Source organism: Intrasporangium zincisolvens (assembly GCF_034724055.1).
Lineage (GTDB): Bacteria > Actinomycetota > Actinomycetes > Actinomycetales > Dermatophilaceae > Monashia > Monashia zincisolvens.
On the sequence record NZ_JAWIIL010000009.1, the window covers coordinates 1 to 17,079 of the forward strand.

Consider the following 17,079-nt stretch of genomic DNA (forward strand, 5'->3'; position numbering starts at 1 on the left):
ACCTGCGGCCGCGCCGCCAACAACCGCACCGGATCGACCTTCAGGCGGGAGAGGGCCTCCTTGCGACGCTTGGGCGCCGGCCGGAAGCGTCGGGCGATCGCCTTGGCGCCGAGCGCCCGGGTGCGCTGGCCGGGCCAGTCGCCGTAGAGCTCGACGCGCTTGCCGTCGAGGCGGACCTCGAGGGTGCCCCGGGCATCGACCCACATGACGCGCTCCCACATCAGCGTGTCGCCGAAGAACTCGATGGCGCGCAGCTTGCCGTGGCGCGGGGCCCCGAGGGAGCCGCGGGTGTAGACCTGCTCGGACGGCGCCTCGCCGACGTAGCGGTACCGGACGCGGACCTCCCGCCTGACGCGGTCGTACCGGTCGGTGACGACGTACGGGGTGTGCCAGGGCTCGGTGCCGAGGCCGTGCAGCAGGATGTCGCGCCAGTGCGGCTGCAGCTTGCGGATGCCGAAGGAGTCGACGACGTCGGTGTCGAGCAGCTGCGCGATGCCGGCGAGGACCTCACGGAACGACGCCGCGAGCTCGCCCTCGATTGCGGCCGCGGACGCGCCCATGGCGTCCTCGGAGGAGAAGTACCACGACAGCTCGTAGAGGATGACGTGCTGGAGCCACATCGGGGCTCGGCCGTACTGCTCGGTGGCCTCGCGCAGCAGGGCGAGGTAGCCGTCACGCGGGACCGTCGCATAGCGGCCGAGCGCCGAGATGCCGGTCTGCAGCGTCGAGGACTGGTCGGCCCGCTTGCGGTAGTAGTACTTCGCCGAGGCGAGGAAGCCCGCGCGGCGGCTCGGGGCCCGCAGCAGGTACCGGACGGCGAAGTCGCCGTCCTCGAAGTTCGGGCGCAGGCCGGGGTTGAAGCGCAGGTCGCCGATGACGTCGCGGCGCATCGCCGAGGTGGTCGAGCTGCCCGGGATGAAGGAGGTGGCGACGTCGAGGTCGACGAGCAGGTTGCTGCCGTACATGCGGAAACGCGGGTGCTTGCGCTCCTCGCCGGTGGCCTCCATCCGCAGCACGACGTTGGCCGACAGGAACTGCACGTCGGGGTGCTGCGCGGCGAAGGTGGCCATCGAGGCCAGGTAGCCGGGGTTGACGGTGTCGTCGGGGTCGGTGAACGTCACCCACTCGCCCGTCGCCTGCTCGAGGCCGGCGTTGCGCGCCGCGGCCTGACCGGCGTTCTCCTGGGTGAGCACGACGACCTCGAACGGGACGCGCTCGGCCCACGCACGGGCGACCTCGAGGCTGTCGTCCGTCGAGCCGTCGTCGACGAGGACGACCTGCAGCCGGGAGAGGTCGAAGGTCTGGGCCTCGATCGAGGCGAAGTACTCCGGCAGGTACCGCGAGACGTTGAACACCGCGGTGACGATGCTGAACAGCGGGGGGCCCGGCTCGGGTGGCGTCGGCGTCGTCTCCGGTGTCGGGTCGGTCATGGAAGAAACGGCCTTCCCGCGCAGGGCGTACCTCGCGCTGGTGTCGGTGTCGGCGGTCGTGCGGGGGCTGCCCGCACGCTGCGCTCCCTGTCCTCCCCCGGCGGAACGCGATCGGTCGATCGACCGATCGATCGATCCTAGCGACTCGGCTCGCGCAGGCCCAGCCGGGTCAGTTGCCGAGGTAGGGCGAGACGACGACCTCGACGCGCTGGAACTCCTTGACGTCGGAGTAGCCGGTCGTGGCCATGGCCCGACGCAGCGCGCCGACGATGTTCGTCGTGCCGTCGGCTCTACGGCCCGGGCCGAAGAGGATCTCCTCGAGCGAGGCCTGGGTGCCGAGCTCGATGCGCTCGCCACGGGGCAGCTCGGCGTGGTGCGCCTCGGGGCCCCAGTGGTAGCCGCCACCGGGGGCGTCGGTGGCGCGGGCGAGCGCCGCCCCGAGCATGACCGCGTCGGCCCCGCAGGCGATCGCCTTGACGATGTCGCCGGACGTGCCGACACCGCCGTCGGCGATGACGTGCACGTAGCGGCCGCCCGACTCGTCGAGGTAGTCGCGGCGCGCCGCGGCGACGTCGGCGACGGCGGAGGCCATCGGCGCGTGGATGCCGAGGGCGGTGCGGGTCGTGTGGGCCGCGCCGCCGCCGAACCCGACGAGGACGCCCGCCGCGCCGGTGCGCATCAGGTGCAGGGCTGCCGTGTACGAGGCGGCGCCGCCGACGATGACCGGCACGTCGAGCTCGTAGATGAACCGCTTGAGGTTGAGCGGCTCGGCCCTACCGCTGACGTGCTCGGCCGAGACCGTCGTGCCGCGGATGACGAAGAGGTCGACGCCGGCGTCGACGACGGTCTTCCAGTGCTGCTGGGTGCGCTGCGGCGACAGGGCACCGGCGACGGTGACGCCGGCCTCGCGCAGCTGGCGCAGGCGCTCGGTGATGAGCTCGGGCTTGATCGGCTCGGCGTAGATCTCCTGCATCCGGCCGGTGGCCGCGTGGGGCGGGGTCGCGGCGATCTCGCGCAGCTGGGCCGTCGGGTCCTCGTAGCGCGTCCACAGGCCCTCGAGGTCGAGGACCGGCAGGGCGCCGAGCTTGCCGAGGGCGATGGCCGTCTCGGGCGAGACGACCGAGTCCATGGGCGCCGCCATGACCGGGATGTCGAAGTGGTAGGCGTCGATCTGCCAACCGACCGAGACCTCCTCGGGGTCACGGGTGCGCCGCGAGGGCACGACCGCGATGTCGTCGAAGGAGTACGCGCGGCGGCCGCGCTTGCCTCGGCCAATCTCGATCTCGGTCACCGGCAGATCCTATCGAGCCCGCGCCCGTGCCCGGACCCGGCGTTCGTGGAGGCGGCCGGCTCAGCCGCCCGTCGAGTAGTTCGGCGCCTCGACGATGCCCTGGATGTCGTGCGGGTGGCTCTCCTTGAGCGAGGCCGAGGTGATCCGGACGAACTGGCCCTTCTCCTGCAGCTCGGTGACCGTGCGCGCGCCGACGTAGAACATCGACTGGCGCAGGCCGCCGAGCATCTGGTGGGCCACGGCCGACAGCGGGCCACGGTAGGCGACCCGCCCCTCGATGCCCTCGGGCACGATCTTGTCGTCGGACTCGACCTCGGCCTGGAAGTAGCGGTCCTTGGAGAACGACTTCTTGCCGCGGCTGCTCATCGCCCCGAGCGAGCCCATGCCCCGGTAGCTCTTGAACTGCTTGCCGTTGACGAAGATCAGCTCGCCGGGGCTCTCCTCGCAGCCCGCGAGCAGCGAGCCGATCATGACGGAGTCGGCGCCGGCGACGATGGCCTTGGCGATGTCGCCGGAGTACTGGAGGCCGCCGTCGGCGATGACAGGGACGCCGGCCGGCTTGCAGGCCACGGCGGCGGCGTGCACGGCCGTGACCTGCGGGGCGCCCACGCCGGTGACGATGCGGGTCGTGCAGATCGAGCCCGGGCCCACCCCGACCTTGACGGCGTCGGCTCCGGCGTCGACGAACGCCTGCGCGCCCGCGGTCGTGGCGACGTTGCCGCCGATGACCTGCACGTGACGCGTCGCGGGGTCCTTCTTGAGCCGCTCGACCATCTCGATGAGCAGGCGCACGTGGCCGTGCGCGGTGTCGGCGACGAGCACGTCGACGCCGGCCTCGATGAGGGTCGTGGCCCGCTCCCACGCGTCGCCGAAGTATCCGATCGCTGCGCCGACCATGAGGCGGCCGTCGGCGTCGTTGCTCGCATCGGGGAACTGCTCGCTCTTGACGAAGTCCTTGACGGTGATGAGGCCGGTGAGGTGGCCCTCGTCGTCGACGAGCGGGAGCCGCTCGCGCTTGTGCTGGCGCAGCAGTGCCGTCGCCTCGTCGCGGGTGATGCCGACGTGGCCGGTGATGAGCGGCATCGGCGTCATGACGTCACGCACGAGGGTCGTGGCCCACTCGGCGACCGGCGTGAAGCGCAGGTCGCGGTTGGTCACCATGCCGATGAGCTTCTTGTCCTCACCGATGACCGGCAGGCCCGAGACGCGGTACTCGCCGCAGATCTGGTCGAGCTCCTCGAGGGTGCGGTCCGGGCCGATGGTGATCGGGTTGGAGATCATCCCGGTCTGGGTGCGCTTGACGAGGTCGACCTGGTAGGCCTGGTCGGCGATCGAGAGGTTGCGGTGCAGCACGCCGAGACCGCCCTGGCGAGCCATGGCGATGGCCATGCGGGCCTCGGTGACGGTGTCCATGGCCGCCGAGATCAGCGGCGACGTGATCGACAGCTCGCGGGTGAGGCGCGTCGTGGTGTCGATGTCGCTGGGGGCGAGGTCGCTGTAGCCCGGCAGGAGCAGGACGTCGTCGTACGTCAGCCCCATCGTGGCGAAAGCAGCGGGGACGTCAGACGATCCGAGGCTCATTGCCCAAGTCTAAGGGCTGCGCGAAGGGCGCTCGGACGCGTCTCAGCCGGCGCCGAGCAGGCCGCCGACGGCCGTGCTGGTGCCGTCGACGAGCGTCGACGTGGTGTCGCCGAGGAGCGTCAGCGTGTCGCTGCTGCCCGGCACGACGCCACTACCGGTGGCTCCGCCCGTGGCGCCGGCGCGACCCTTGGCCGGCGGCGGCGTGGGCGACGACTTGCGAGCAGCGCCTCCCGAGCCTGTGGAACCGGACGGGCTCGGGGCGGTCGTGCCGAGCGTCTGGGTCGAGGTTGCGGGCTCGGTCGGCGTAGGGGTGGTCGGCGTGGGGGTGCCCGTCGCGTTCTTGCCGCCCTTGGTGCCCTTGGTTCCCTTGGTGCCCTGGGTGCCGTTGCCGTTCTTCGTGCTGTCGGTCCCCTGGTCTCCGCCCTGACCGTCGCCGCCCTGACCATCTCCACCCTGAGCATCGCCACCCTGGCCGTTCCCCCCGGCCGGCGGGTGAGCGGTCTGGCCGGCGCCGACGGCGCCCTGGTTGCCCGGGCCGCCCTGGTGGCCGGGGCCGCCCTGCTGGGCGGCGTCGCCGACGGTGCCCGGCCCGGCCTCCGCCACCGCCGCCTCGACGGCCGCGGCCTGCGCCGGCGGCAGCAGCACGATGGCGCCGTCGGCGCGACGGACGAGGACGAGGCCCTTGGCCTGGGTCGATCCGGCGGTCTGGGGCAGGCCGAGCCGCTCGAAGAGGCCACTCGGTGCCGAGCTGCGCGCGCTGTCCTCCATCTGCTGGAGCACGCGAGCCCGGTCGGCACCGCTCGGGCCGCGGTCGGGCAGCGACACGGCGGCCGCGACGCCCGCGCCGGACGCGGCGATGGCGAGCGCGGCGAACGCACCGAGGTAGCGGTGCTGGGTCCGACGCCGGCGCGCGCCGGAGCGTCCGGGCAGCGGGGTGTCGGCGTGCGCGGCGAGCGCCCCGAGCAGGGCCGCCACCGGCTCACCGGAGCCGCCCGAGCGACGCCCGAGGGAGTCGAGGAGCAGGTCGTCGGCGATGACGTCGTCGATGGGGTGCAGGTCGGTCATGCGACGTCACCCGCCTCGGCCTCGGCGACGAGCGCGCGCAGCTTGCCGAGCGCCCGGTGCTGGGCGACGCGCACCGCGCCGGCGGACATGCCGAGCGCTGCGGCGGTCTCGTCGGCGGACAGGCCGACCGCGACGCGCAGCGTCAGGATCTCGCGCTGCTGCCCGGGCAGCCGCTGCATGAGGGCCATGACGGTGGCGGCCTGGTCACGCATCACGGCCACCGACTCGGGCGAGGGCGCGTCGTCCGGAGCGTCCGGCACCTCCGGGACGGGGGCCGGGCCGCGCATGGCCGCACGCTGCGCGTCGGCGAGCTTGCGGGAGGTGATCGTGTACACGAACGCCTCGAAGGGCAGGCCGCGCTCCTCGTAGGTCGGCAGGGCCGTCATGACAGCCATGCACACCTCCTGGGCGACGTCCTGCGCGATGTCCTCGGCACCGAACCGGCCGAGGCGGACGCGCGCATACTTCAACGCCATGTCCCGCACCCGGGCGAGCAGGAGCTCGTGGGCGCGGGCGTCACGGCCGGCGGCGGCCGCGAGGTCGCGTAGGGGGCGTGCATCCACCCGCTCCATCGCGGCGACAGCGCCCGGCGTTACGCGGACGGACGTCGAGCGTCCCAGACCCATGGCACCTCGCTCCCCCGATGGTCGTGTGTCGTGCTCGTCTGCCGTGCTCGTGCTGGTCGGTCCTGGTCGGTTCTTGTCGGTGCCGGTCGGTGCGGTCGGACCCCCTGCCGCACCGGTGCCGCACCCGTGGTGGGGCAACGCCCCCGGTCCCCCCGCGGTCCTGCGCAGCGCCCTCATGCTAGTCGTTCCGGACCCGTTCCGAGCCGATCGAGCAGCCTCACCCGCCCGAGCCGGGGCCTCCCGACGAGCATGCCATCTGGTTGGCAAGTCTTGAACAAGTCTTGAAGATTCCGCTCTTTTACCGTGATCCTGCGCCCGGTTAGCGTCGATTCCGTGGCCTCGCAAGGCGAAACCTCCGGCCGCACGTTCGACCCGGCGTCTCCACCCGCCCGACCCGAAAGACGACTTCATGGCCGAGATCACCCGCCTGCCCGGACCGGTTGCAGACCTCTGGGACTGGCAGCTCGAGGGAGCATGCCGCGGGGTCAGCCCCGACGTGTTCTTCCACCCCGAGGGCGAGCGCGGACCGCGCCGGCGCAACCGCGACGCCCAGGCCAAGGCCGTGTGCGCGGACTGCCCCGTCGTGACCGCCTGCCGCTCCCACGCGCTCGAGGTCCGCGAGCCCTACGGCGTCTGGGGCGGCCTCACCGAGGGCGAGCGCGAGCTGCTCTACGACGGCGTGGCGGCGGCGTCCTGACCGACGCCACCGGCTGACCTACACCCACCTCCACCAACCACCGCACCTCCCAACCTCCACCATCGACCCCGACCCACCCATCGACCACGGTCGCCGACGACGTCGACCGGCCGGCACCGGGCGGGACCCGGACGCTCCGGCGGCCCCACGACGGGGTGGCGCCACCGGAACGCGGAGAGGGCCGCTCCCCCATCGGGGAGCGGCCCTCTCTGTGTGCGGTGGTTGTGATCAGTGACCGTGGCCGTGACCGTGGCCGCCGGCGGCCTCCGGCTCGTCCTCGGGCTTCTCGACGACGAGCGTGTCGGTCGTCAGGATCATCGAGGCGATCGACTCGGCGTTGCGCAGCGCGGAGCGCGTCACCTTCACCGGGTCGATGACGCCGGCGCCGATGAGGTCGCCGTACTCGCCCGTGGCGGCGTTGAGGCCCTGGCCCAGCGGCATCTCGGCGACCTTCGAGGTGACGACGTAGCCCTGCAGGCCCGCGTTCTCGGCGATCCAGCGCAGGGGCTCCTGCACGGCCTTGCGGACGATCGCGGCACCGGTGGCCTCGTCGCCGGACAGGCCCAGGCCGTCGATGACGGTCGCCGCGTGGATGAGGGCGGTGCCGCCACCGGCGACGATGCCCTCCTCGATCGCGGCGCGCGTCGCGGAGATCGCGTCCTCGATGCGGTGCTTCTTCTCCTTGAGCTCGACCTCGGTGTGCGCGCCGACCTTGATGACGCAGACGCCACCGGCGAGCTTGGCGAGGCGCTCCTGGAGCTTCTCGCGGTCCCAGTCGGAGTCGGTGCGCTCGATCTCGGCCTTGATCTGGTTGACGCGGCCGGCGACCTCGGACTGCTCGCCCGCGCCGTCGATGATCGTCGTGTCGTCCTTGGTGAGGACGACGCGGCGGGCCTGGCCGAGCACGGTGAGGTCGGCCTGGTCGAGCGAGAGCCCGACCTCGGGCGCGATGACCTGGCCACCGGTGAGCACGGCGATGTCCTGGAGCATCGCCTTGCGGCGGTCGCCGAAGCCGGGGGCCTTGACGGCGGCGACGTTGAACGTGCCGCGGATCTTGTTGACGACGAGCGTCGAGAGGGCCTCGCCGTCGACGTCCTCGGCGATGATCAGCAGCGGCTTGCCCGACTGGACGACCTTCTCCAGGACCGGGAGCACCTCGGCGACCGAGGAGATCTTGCCCTGGTTGATGAGGACGTAGGCGTCCTCGAGGACGGTCTCCATGCGCTCGGTGTCGGTGACGAAGTAGGCCGAGAGGTAGCCCTTGTCGAACTGCATGCCCTCGGTGAACTCGAGCTCGGTGGCGGTCGTCGAGGACTCCTCGACGGTGATGACGCCGTCCTTGCCGACCTTGTCGAACGCCTCACCGATGAGGCCACCGAGGGTGGCGTCCTGGGCGGACAGCGTGGCGACGGAGGCGATCTCGTCCTTGCCGTCGACGTCGCGGGCGTGCTTGAGCAGCTCGTCGTTGACGGCGGTCACGGCCTTGTCCATGCCGCGCTTGAGCGCGGCCGGGGCGGCGCCGGCGGCGACGTTGCGCAGGCCCTCCTTGACCATGGCCTGGGCCAGCACGGTCGCGGTGGTCGTACCGTCACCGGCGACGTCGTTGGTCTTGGTCGCGACCTCCTTGGCGAGCTGCGCGCCGAGGTTCTCGTACGCGTCCTCGAGCTCGATCTCGCGGGCGATCGTCACGCCGTCGTTCGTGATCGTGGGGGCACCCCACTTCTTGTCGATGACGACGTTGCGGCCCTTGGGGCCGAGCGTCACCTTGACGGCGTTGGCGAGCGCGTCGACGCCGCGCTCGAGGGACTTGCGGGCGGAGTCGTCGAACTCCAGCATCTTGGCCATGGTGATCCTTCTGGCTCGGGTGTTGCGGTGAAGTGGTGGGGGCCGGGAACCGGACGCACCCCGGGAGCCCGGTAGGGGCTCACCGGGGTGCGGTCAACGGCGCAGCTGCGTGCGGGGGTGTCGGTCAGCCGACGATGGCGAGGACGTCGCGCGCGGAGAGGATGAGGTACTCCTCGCCGCCGTACTTGACCTCGGTGCCGCCGTACTTGCTGTAGATGACCTTGTCCCCGACCTTGACGTCGAGCGGGACGCGCTCGGTGCCGTTGTCGTTGAAGCGGCCCGGGCCGACGGCGAGGACCTCGCCCTCCTGGGGCTTCTCCTTGGCGGTGTCGGGGATGACGAGGCCGGACGCGGTGGTCTGCTCGGCCTCGAGGGACTTGACGACGATGCGGTCCTCGAGCGGCTTGATGGAAACCGACACGGTGGTGACCTTCCCTTCGGGACAGTCGGAGATGACTTGCGGACTGTGGGGCTCTTCGAGGCCGGTCGCCGTCGCGGGGGTCGACCTCCCTCGAGGAGGGCGCTGGCACTTTCAGACCGAGAGTGCCAACACGGCAAATCTAGGTTTGCCATTAGCACTCGGTCAAGTCGAGTGCCAGAAATCATCGGTCGCGTCGCGCCGGCCGGCTGCTGGCAGGATGACGCCATGGACGCAGCGATGGTCGACCGCCTGGCCACCGGCGAGGGGTGGGCACTGCTCCAGTCGCTGCCACCGTACGACGAGTCGGGCGCCCTGCACCTGCAGACGAAGCTGCGCGAGGCCGGCTACGAGCCCGACCTCGTCGCCGCGGCGCTCAACCAGTCGCGTCTGCGCACCCGTGGCGTCGAGAAGTTCGGCGACTTCGCGGCGGGCATGCTCTTCACCGCCGACGGCCTCGAGCAGTCGACCCGGCTGGCCGTCGCGGCCCGACACGCACACCGGTTCGTCGCCGCCGGTGTCGAGGAGGTGTGGGACCTCGGCTGCGGCCTCGGGGCCGACGCCATGGCCTTCGCGAGCCTCGACCTGCGCGTCCGTGGCGTCGACGCCGACGAGGCCACCGCGCGGATCGCGGCCGTGAACCTCCGGCACTGGCCCGGCGCCGACGTCGAGTACGGCCGCGCCGAGGACGTCGCGCTGCCCGGCTCCCCCGGCAGTGCGCTGGGCGCAACCGACGCGTCGCGCGTCGGGGTGTGGCTCGACCCGGCCCGACGCATCTCCGGCGTCGCCGACGCGCGTGGCCGCACGCGTCGCGTCTTCTCCCTGGACGCGATCTCGCCGTCGTGGCAGCAGGTGCTCGCCGTCGCCGACGCCGTGCCGGCCACCGGCGCCAAGCTCTCCCCCGGCTTCCCGCACGGGGCCCTGCCCGCCGGCGCCGAGGCCCAGTGGACCTCCTGGCACGGCGAGGTGCTCGAGTGCGCCGTGTGGTGGGGCCCCCTCGCGCAGACGCCCGGGCGCACCGCGTCGGTCGCGAGCATGACCGCCACGCACGTCGTGACCGAGGCCGACGCGTCGGGCGGCGCCGGCGTCGAGCCGCTCGGGTCCGTGGCGGACGTCGGCGGGTGGCTCTACGAGCCCGACCGGGCGGTGATCCGCGCCGGCCTGACCGGGGCCCTCGTGGCCGCGACCGACGGGCGCGAGCTCGCCACCGGCGTCGGGTACGTCGGCGCCGACCGCGCCGTCGACGTGCCGTGGGCCCGGCGCTTCCGCGTCGATGCGGCGATGCCGCTGTCGACCAAGCACCTGGCCCGCTGGCTGCGCGACCACGGCTTCGACCGCGTCACCGTCAAGAAGCGCGGCGTCACCCTCGACGCCGACCGGCTGCGCCGGCAGCTGAAGATGACCGGACGCGGCAAGGGCGGTTCCGAGGCCACGCTCGTCGTCACCCGGGTGTCGGGCGGTCAGGTCGCCCTCGTCGTCACCCCCGCCTGACGCCCGAGCCCACGGGCGTCCGCGCCCGGGCCCGGGGCGTCAGGCGCCTGCGCCGTAGCGGGCGAAGAGGGCGCTCCACGTGGCGTCCCAGTCGGGCAGCACCTTGCCGGCGAGGTCGGCGTCGAGCCGGCGCACGTAGGTGTCCCACCCGGCCGCGTACCCGGCGACCTGGGCCTCGCCGAGGCGCGCGTGGCGCAGCACGAGGCGGGCGCCGTCGGCCGCCGGCGCCACCTCGACGGTGACGACGGTGGTGACCTCGCCGACGGGCCACTCCCAGACCAGACGGCTCGGGGCCTCGCACGAGACGACCCGGCAGCGCGGGGTGTCGGCGTCGTCGAAGTGGATCGTGAAGTCACCGCCCTCGTGCAGGTCGCCGCTGACCCGGGCGAACCACCGAGCGAGCCGGTCGGGGTCGGTGCACGCCTGCCAGAGGTCGGCGGCGTCGGTGGCGTAGCGGCGGTCGAGGACGACGGCGACACCACCCTCGGGGGCGTCCTTCTCGATGCGTCCGAGCACGTGCGTGATCTCGCTCATCCCTGCTCCTGTCCCTGTTCGTCGGGGCGGGCCCGCACGCCGCGGGCCACCTCGGTGTCGAGGGCGTCGAGTCGCTGCCCCCAGAACGCGCGGACGTCGTGGCACCACTGCTCGACCTCGTCGAGCGCCCCCGGCACGAGCCGGTACACCCGCCGCTGCCCCTCGGCCCGCGCCTCGACGACCCCGGCCTCGCGCAGCACCCGGAGGTGCCGGGAGACGCCGGGCCGGGCGGTGTCGAAGAGGTCGGCGACCTCGCCGGCCGTCAGCTCGGCGCGGGCCAGGTTCTCGACGATGGCTCGACGCGTCGGGTCGGCCATCGCCTCCCACGTCCCGTTCATGAAACGATGGTAACCGATCAGTTACGTAACCGGCAAGGTACCCGTCGAGTCGTCAGAGGGCGGCATCCGGCTGGGCTCCGGACCAGCGGACCGCCTCGGCTCCGGCGTGGTTGGCCGCCTCGAGCGCCGAGCGGTCGTCGGCTCCTGCCGCGAGCGCTGCAGCGAGGGCGCCGCAGAACGCGTCGCCCGCCCCCACCGTGTCCACGACCTCGCCGGCGGGCACCGCGACGCCGTCGACCTGCTCGAGTCCCCACCGCGCCCCGGCCGCCCCGAACGTCACGAGGAGCGAGCCCGGGAGCAGGTCGGAGTCGGCGAGCTGGCGCATCTCCGACTCGTTGACGACGACCGGGTCGGCCACCGCGACGGCGTCGGGCAGCACCGACGCGTACGGCGCGAGGTTGAGCACCACGCGCGCACCGGCCCGGTCCGCGGCCAGCACGGCACGGGCCACGACGCCGGTCGGTACCTCGAGCGAGCACAGCAGCACGTCGCCCGACCCCAGCCCGACGCCGGCGAGCGCGTCGTCCGCCACCCGGTGGTTCGCGCCGGGCACGACGACGATGGTGTTCTCGCCGGCTTCGTCGACGGTGATGAACGCGGTGCCGGTCGGGGCGTCGGTGCAGCGGGTCACCGCGACGTCGACGCCGGCCGCCCGGAGACGCGCGAGGTAGGCCTCGCCGGCCTCGTCGGCGCCGACCGCCCCGACCATGACGACGTCGGCGCCGGCGCGGCGCGCCGCGAGCGCCTGGTTGCCGCCCTTGCCGCCGGCGAACCGCCCGGCGGGCTCGCCGAGCAGCGTCTCGCCGGGCTGCGGGTGGCGGTCGACGCGCGTCACGACGTCGACGTTGAGCGAACCGAGGACGACGACCCGGCCCATCAGCGCTCCCCCGTCCCTCCGGCCGCGCCGACACCAGACCCGTCGGCCGCGCCGCCGGCAGCCCCGCCGGCGGCGAGGAGGGTGTCGACCCAGAGCCGGGCGTACCCCTGCCCGTCCACGCCGAGCGCGACCTCGACGCGCACCGGCGCCTCGCCGTGCGGGTCGTGCGCGCGGGCGCCCTCCCACTCGCGGCGGTCGACGATGGTGCGGCCGCGCGACCAGCTGCCGGCCAGCTCGACGCGCAACGGGAGCATCCGCGTCGTCAGGGCCCCGCGGTCGATGACGGCACAGACGGCCCCGGCGTCGCCGATCGTCGAGGCGTCGCCGAGCCGGGCCCGCTGGAAGTCCATGAGCCGCCCGCCGAGCTCTGCCGGCCCGCGGCCACCGACGGCGACGAGCCGTGCCGACTCCGCCGGTCCGACGACGGGCGCGTAGAAGACGTCGAGGCCGTACATCGTGACGCGGATACCCAGGTCGGCGGCCGCGTCGAGGACCACCGCCGCCGCCTCGGGGTCGTGGAAGACGTTGAACTCGGCCGAGGCCGTCGCGTTGCCGACGTCGGCGGCCCCACCCATGAAGACGATCTCGGCGATGCCGGCCGCCGCGTCGGGGTAGGTGCGCAGCAGCAGCGCGATGTTCGTCAGCGGGGCGAGCGGCACGAGTGTCACCGGCCGCCCCTGTGTCGCGGCGTCGCGGCACACGTCGCGGAGCAGCTCGACCCCGTGGCGCGGGTCGGGGGCGGTGGTCGGCGCGTCCCAGCCGAGGTCGCCCATGCCGTCCTGCCCGTGCACGTGGCGCGCGCGCAGCGCCGGCTCGAGGAGCGGCCGCTCGGCGCCGCGCGCGACCGGCACGTCGGTGCGCCCGGCGGTCTCGAGGACGCGCAGCGTGTTGCGCACGACGTCGTCCACCGGCGCGTTGCCGCCGACGCACGAGACCGCGCGCAGGTCGAGGGCCGGGTGCAGCGCGGCGAGCAGCAGGGCGCACGCGTCGTCGACGCCGGTGTCGACGTCGAGGACCACCGGGACGGGCTGGGCGGGCACGGCAGGGTCGTTCGTCACGTCGGCAACCTACCGCCGCGCCACGCGTCCGGGCTGGGTCGTCACGGGGTTGTCGCCGGGGTCGCAGTGGGGTTGTCGCCGGGACGTCGCGGGGCGGTCCGGGACGCCGCGCCGGCAGCGTTAGGGTCGTGTGGTGAACGAGCGAGAGCCCCGACGCCCCCGCCGCCACCGACGCCCGCGGGCGACCGGAGGTGGTCGCGTTCGCCTGGGCGCGGTCGTCGCGGTGGTCGCGGTCGCGCTCCTCGCGGCCTGCTCGTCGACGCCGGGGCCCTCGGGCGCCCCCTCCCCCGTCGGGTCCTCGCCCGCGGGCACGAGCGCGCCGGGCACGTCCACGGCGCCCCCCACCACGACGAGCCCGGCGACGAGCCCCGCCACCCCGACGCCGACCCCGACGCAGTCCTGCGCCGAGCGCATCGTCGCCGGCATGAGCACCACCCAGCGCGCCGGGCAGCTGCTCATGGTCGGCCTCGACTCGAAGGCGAGCCGCACGAGCCTCGACGCGCTCATCCAGGCGCGCCACCTCGGCGGCGTCATCCTCCTCGGCGGGTGGCACACCGGGTCGGCGCGGGTCGAGGCCACCACCCGCCACCTGGCCGCGCTCGCCGGGCCGAGCACCGCGAACCTCGGGCTGCTCCTCGCCGCCGACCAGGAGGGCGGCGCCGTGCAGCAGCTGCAGGGCGACGGCTTCAGCACCATCCCCTCGGCCCTCGACCAGACCGCCGACGGCGCGTCGGGCCTGCAGTCCGACGCCGCCCGCTGGGCCCGGCAGCTGGCCGCCGCCGGCATCAACGTCAACCTCGCGCCGGTCGCCGACACCGTGCCCGAGTCGATCGGCCGCGCCAACCAGCCCATCGGCCGCTACGGCCGCGAGTACTCGAGCGACCCGTCGACGAACTCCCGCATGGTCGCCGCCTTCGTCAAGGGCATGAGCGCGGGCAAGGTCGCGGCGACGGTCAAGCACTTCCCCGGCCTCGGCCGGGTCACCGGCAACACCGACGTCACGGCCACCGGGATCACCGACCGCACGACGACGACCGACGACGCCTACCTCGAGCCGTTCGAGTCCGGCATCCGCGCGGGCGCCGACCTCGTCATGGTCGGCTCGGCGATCTACAGCCGCATCGACCCCGGCACCAACGCGGTCTTCTCCAAGCCGATCGTCACCGACCTGCTGCGCGGCCGGCTCGGCTACGACGGCGTCGTCATCACCGACGACGTCGGCGCGGCGAAGGCCGTCGCGGCCGTGCCCGCCGGCGAACGGGCCACGCGGTTCGTCGCGGCTGGCGGCGACATCGTCCTCACCGCCCGGCCCTCGACCGTCGGGGCGATGCACCGGGCGCTCAAGGCAGCCATGGCCGCCGACCCCGGCTTCGCGGCGAAGGTGCAGGCGGCCGCCACGCGCGTCGTCGACCTCAAGATCCGGATGGGCCTGGCCCGCTGCCGCTGAGCGGCCGACCTGACGCGCCCGTCGCGTCAGGCGCTGACGACCTCGACCGGCATCGAGGAGTCGGTGGGCAGGCCGAGGTCGCTCGGCTCGCGCCCCTTGGCCACCATCTGCGCGCCGAGAGCCGCGACCATCGCGCCGTTGTCGGTGCAGAGGCCCGGCCGCGGCACGCGCAGCGTCACGCCCGCCTTGGCGCAGCGTTCCTCGGCGAGCGCCCGCAGTCGGGAGTTGGCCGCGACCCCGCCGCCGATGAGCAGGTGGTCGACGTCGTTCTCCTTGCAGGCGAGCAGGGCCTTGCGGGTCAGCACGTCGACGACGGCCTCCTGGAAGCTCGCCGCGACGTCGGCGACCGGCACCGACTCGCCCGCCCGCTGACGCGTCTCCACCCACCGCGCGACGGCGGTCTTGAGGCCGGAGAAGGAGAAGTCGAAACGGTGCCGCTCCATGTCGCGCCCCGTGGTGAGGCCGCGCGGGAAGTCGATGGCGACCCGGTTGCCTTCTCGCGCAGCGCGATCCACGTGCGGTCCGCCGGGGAACGGCAGGCCGAGCACGCGCGCCACCTTGTCGAAGGCCTCGCCGGCGGCGTCGTCCATCGTCGAGCCGAGCGAGCGCACGTCGTTGGTCACGTCGGGCACGAGCAGCAACGAGGAGTGGCCGCCGGAGACGAGCATCGCCATCGTCGGCTCGGGCAGCGGCCCGTGCTCGACGATGTCGACGGCGACGTGCGAGGCGAGGTGGTTGACGCCGTAGATCGGCTTCCCGAGCGCGACGGCGAGCGCCTTGGCCGACGCGACGCCGACGAGCAGGGCCCCGGCCAGGCCCGGCCCGCTCGTCACCGAGATGGCGTCCAGGTCGCGCAGCGCGACACCGGCCTCGCGGCAGGCGCGCTCGATGGTCGGGATCATCGCCTCGAGGTGGGCACGGCTCGCGACCTCGGGCACGACGCCGCCGAAGCGGGCGTGCTCGTCGACGCTGCTTGCGACGGTGTCGACGAGCAGCGTCTGACCGTGGACGATGCCGACCCCGGTCTCGTCGCAGGAGGTCTCGATGCCGAGGACGAGCGGCGCATCGCTCATGCCTCTCCCTTCGTCACCAGGAGGCGCATGACGAGGGCGTCGACGTCTCCCGGCTGGTAGTAGCGGCGGCGCACCGAGATGACCTCGAAGCCGGCGCGGTCGTAGAGGTGGCGGGCGGCGTCGTTGTCGGCGCGCACCTCGAGCAGCACGGCCTCGACGCCGTGGGCGCGGGCGCGTCGGAGCAGCTCGCCGAGCAGCAGGCGCCCGACGCCGCGGCCCTGGTGGGTGGGGGCGGTGGCGACGGTCATGACGTCGGCGGTGTCGCCGGCGAGGTCGAGGCCGGCGTACCCGGCGACGGCGCCCGACGCGTCATGCGCCACGACGTACTCGCGGCGCGGCCGGGCGGCGAGCTCGGACCACCACGTCTGCGGCGACCACGCGTCGTCGGCGAAGAGCTGCTGCTCGAGGCCGGCCAGGGTCGGCAGGTCGGTCCACTCGAGCTCGCGCAGCGTCACGCCGACCGGCGCACTCTTGGGCGCGTCGGGCGCGTCGGGCGCGTCGGGAACCGGCACGGGCACGTCGGGCACGGCGTCGGCCACCGCGCTCACCCGAGCGTCGACTTGGTCGAGGGCGCGGCGGGCGCGGCATCGGGCCGGCGCAGGTACAGCGGCTCGAGCCCGTCGAAGCCGTGGCCCGGGTCGAGGAGCTGCAGCGCCGACCCGTGGGCGCCGTCCGGGGCGGGCCCGTGCCCGTCGACGCTCGTGAGGCGAGCGGCCGCGAGGTCCGCGAGCGCCCCTGCGTCGACGTCGAGGGGTCCGACGCCGTGCGGCAGCGCGTCGGGGTAGAGCTGCGGCCCGCGTCCGACGGTCGGCAGGGACCGGAGGTCGGCGTCGAGGTCGGCGGCGCGCGCAACCACGGGGTCGAGGACACGGGTGGCACCGGCGTCGTCGAGGGCGTACCGGGCGGCGTACACCTCCTTGCGCCGGGCGTCGGTCGCCACGAGGAGGTCACCGCGCCGGCCGCCGAGCCAGGCCTCGTGGGCGAGCGCGTCGAGGCTCGTCAGGCCGCGCACGGGCAGGCCGAGCGCGAAGGCGAAGGTGCGTCCGGTGACGATCCCGACCCGCAGGCCGGTGAACGGACCGGGCCCGATGCCGACGACGACGTCGGTGACGTCGGCCGGCTCGGCCCCGGCCTCGGCGAGGGCGGAGCGGATGCCGGGGGCCAGGTACTCGGCGTGCGCCCGCGCGTCGAGGGTGGTGGCGCGGGCCAGCACCGACGACCCGTCGTGCAGGGCGACGGTGATGGCCGTCGTCGAGGTGTCGATCGCGAGCAGGAGCACGTGCGTCAGGCTATCCGAGCGCCGCCGGG

The 17,079-nt window shown here is 73.8% G+C and carries 17 protein-coding genes; 3 read left to right on the plus strand and 14 right to left on the minus strand.

Features of this window, described 5'->3' with window-relative positions:
- The 5 genes from RY076_RS18870 to RY076_RS18890 all read right to left on the minus strand — a co-directional run.
- Positions 1-1,430: glycosyltransferase family 2 protein (locus RY076_RS18870; RefSeq protein WP_323100767.1), on the minus strand; the 1,430-nt coding region annotated here is incomplete at its 3' end.
- Positions 1,431-1,599: 169 nt separating this feature from the next.
- A complete protein-coding gene (locus tag RY076_RS18875; RefSeq protein WP_323100768.1) occupies positions 1,600-2,721 on the minus strand; it encodes a GuaB3 family IMP dehydrogenase-related protein in 1,122 nt (373 codons plus the stop codon).
- 60 nt (positions 2,722-2,781) lie between these two features.
- Positions 2,782-4,302 carry an IMP dehydrogenase gene (gene guaB / locus RY076_RS18880; protein ID WP_323100770.1) on the minus strand — a complete coding sequence of 507 codons (1,521 nt, stop codon included), beginning with the start codon at positions 4,300-4,302 and terminating at the stop codon, positions 2,782-2,784.
- A 42-nt stretch (positions 4,303-4,344) separates the two neighbouring features.
- The gene (locus RY076_RS18885) at positions 4,345-5,367 is read right to left on the minus strand and encodes a hypothetical protein (protein WP_323100771.1); all 1,023 of its coding nucleotides are present in this window, start codon (positions 5,365-5,367) and stop codon (positions 4,345-4,347) included.
- On the minus strand, positions 5,364-5,939 hold the full coding sequence (locus tag RY076_RS18890) for a sigma-70 family RNA polymerase sigma factor (protein WP_323100978.1): 576 nt from the start codon (positions 5,937-5,939) through the stop codon (positions 5,364-5,366). Before RY076_RS18890 ends, RY076_RS18885 begins: the two co-directional genes overlap by 4 nt.
- Before the next feature lie 463 nt (positions 5,940-6,402).
- On the opposite strand from RY076_RS18890, the gene RY076_RS18895 reads away from it, so the two are divergent.
- Positions 6,403-6,690, plus strand: coding sequence for a WhiB family transcriptional regulator (locus tag RY076_RS18895; RefSeq protein WP_323100772.1), 288 nt, complete (start codon positions 6,403-6,405; stop codon positions 6,688-6,690).
- 228 nt (positions 6,691-6,918) lie between these two features.
- Here the strand turns inward: RY076_RS18895 and groL are convergent, their stop codons facing one another.
- Both groL and groES read right to left on the minus strand, forming a co-directional pair.
- A complete protein-coding gene (gene groL / locus RY076_RS18900; RefSeq protein WP_323100774.1) occupies positions 6,919-8,535 on the minus strand; it encodes a chaperonin GroEL in 1,617 nt (538 codons plus the stop codon).
- Positions 8,536-8,659: 124 nt separating this feature from the next.
- Positions 8,660-8,956 carry a co-chaperone GroES gene (groES, locus tag RY076_RS18905; protein WP_076259712.1) on the minus strand — a complete coding sequence of 99 codons (297 nt, stop codon included), beginning with the start codon at positions 8,954-8,956 and terminating at the stop codon, positions 8,660-8,662.
- Between the two features lie 225 nt (positions 8,957-9,181).
- On the opposite strand from groES, the gene RY076_RS18910 reads away from it, so the two are divergent.
- Entirely contained in the window at positions 9,182-10,444 is a 1,263-nt protein-coding gene (locus RY076_RS18910) for a class I SAM-dependent methyltransferase (protein WP_323100776.1), read from the plus strand.
- 39 nt (positions 10,445-10,483) lie between these two features.
- On the opposite strand, the gene RY076_RS18915 is transcribed toward RY076_RS18910, so the two are convergent.
- The 4 genes from RY076_RS18915 to RY076_RS18930 are packed head-to-tail and all read right to left on the minus strand — an operon-like array spanning position 10,484 to position 13,251.
- Entirely contained in the window at positions 10,484-10,978 is a 495-nt protein-coding gene (locus tag RY076_RS18915; protein ID WP_323100777.1) for an SRPBCC family protein, read from the minus strand.
- Positions 10,975-11,316, minus strand: coding sequence for an ArsR/SmtB family transcription factor (locus tag RY076_RS18920; protein ID WP_323100778.1), 342 nt, complete (start codon positions 11,314-11,316; stop codon positions 10,975-10,977). The genes RY076_RS18915 and RY076_RS18920 overlap by 4 nt, the downstream gene beginning before the upstream one ends.
- 52 nt (positions 11,317-11,368) lie before the next feature.
- Positions 11,369-12,193: a ribokinase gene (locus RY076_RS18925; RefSeq protein ID WP_323100779.1), complete on the minus strand. Its 825-nt coding sequence runs from the start codon at positions 12,191-12,193 to the stop codon at positions 11,369-11,371.
- A complete protein-coding gene (locus RY076_RS18930) occupies positions 12,193-13,251 on the minus strand; it encodes a nucleoside hydrolase (RefSeq protein WP_323100781.1) in 1,059 nt (352 codons plus the stop codon). The genes RY076_RS18925 and RY076_RS18930 overlap by 1 nt, the downstream gene beginning before the upstream one ends.
- A 133-nt stretch (positions 13,252-13,384) precedes the next feature.
- On the opposite strand from RY076_RS18930, the gene RY076_RS18935 reads away from it, so the two are divergent.
- Positions 13,385-14,698 carry a glycoside hydrolase family 3 N-terminal domain-containing protein gene (locus RY076_RS18935; protein ID WP_323100783.1) on the plus strand — a complete coding sequence of 438 codons (1,314 nt, stop codon included), beginning with the start codon at positions 13,385-13,387 and terminating at the stop codon, positions 14,696-14,698.
- Positions 14,699-14,724: 26 nt separating this feature from the next.
- Here the strand turns inward: RY076_RS18935 and tsaD are convergent, their stop codons facing one another.
- The 3 genes from tsaD to tsaB are packed head-to-tail and all read right to left on the minus strand — an operon-like array spanning position 14,725 to position 17,050.
- Entirely contained in the window at positions 14,725-15,771 is a 1,047-nt protein-coding gene (tsaD, locus tag RY076_RS18940) for a tRNA (adenosine(37)-N6)-threonylcarbamoyltransferase complex transferase subunit TsaD (protein ID WP_323100784.1), read from the minus strand.
- Complete coding sequence (gene rimI, locus RY076_RS18945; protein ID WP_413785799.1) at positions 15,768-16,310, minus strand: ribosomal protein S18-alanine N-acetyltransferase; 543 nt, start codon at positions 16,308-16,310, stop codon at positions 15,768-15,770. Before rimI ends, tsaD begins: the two co-directional genes overlap by 4 nt.
- Positions 16,311-16,315: 5 nt before the next feature.
- Positions 16,316-17,050 (minus strand): tRNA (adenosine(37)-N6)-threonylcarbamoyltransferase complex dimerization subunit type 1 TsaB, encoded by a 735-nt coding sequence (gene tsaB, locus RY076_RS18950; protein ID WP_323100786.1) that lies wholly within the window; start codon positions 17,048-17,050, stop codon positions 16,316-16,318.
- Positions 17,051-17,079: the final 29 nt, after the last annotated feature.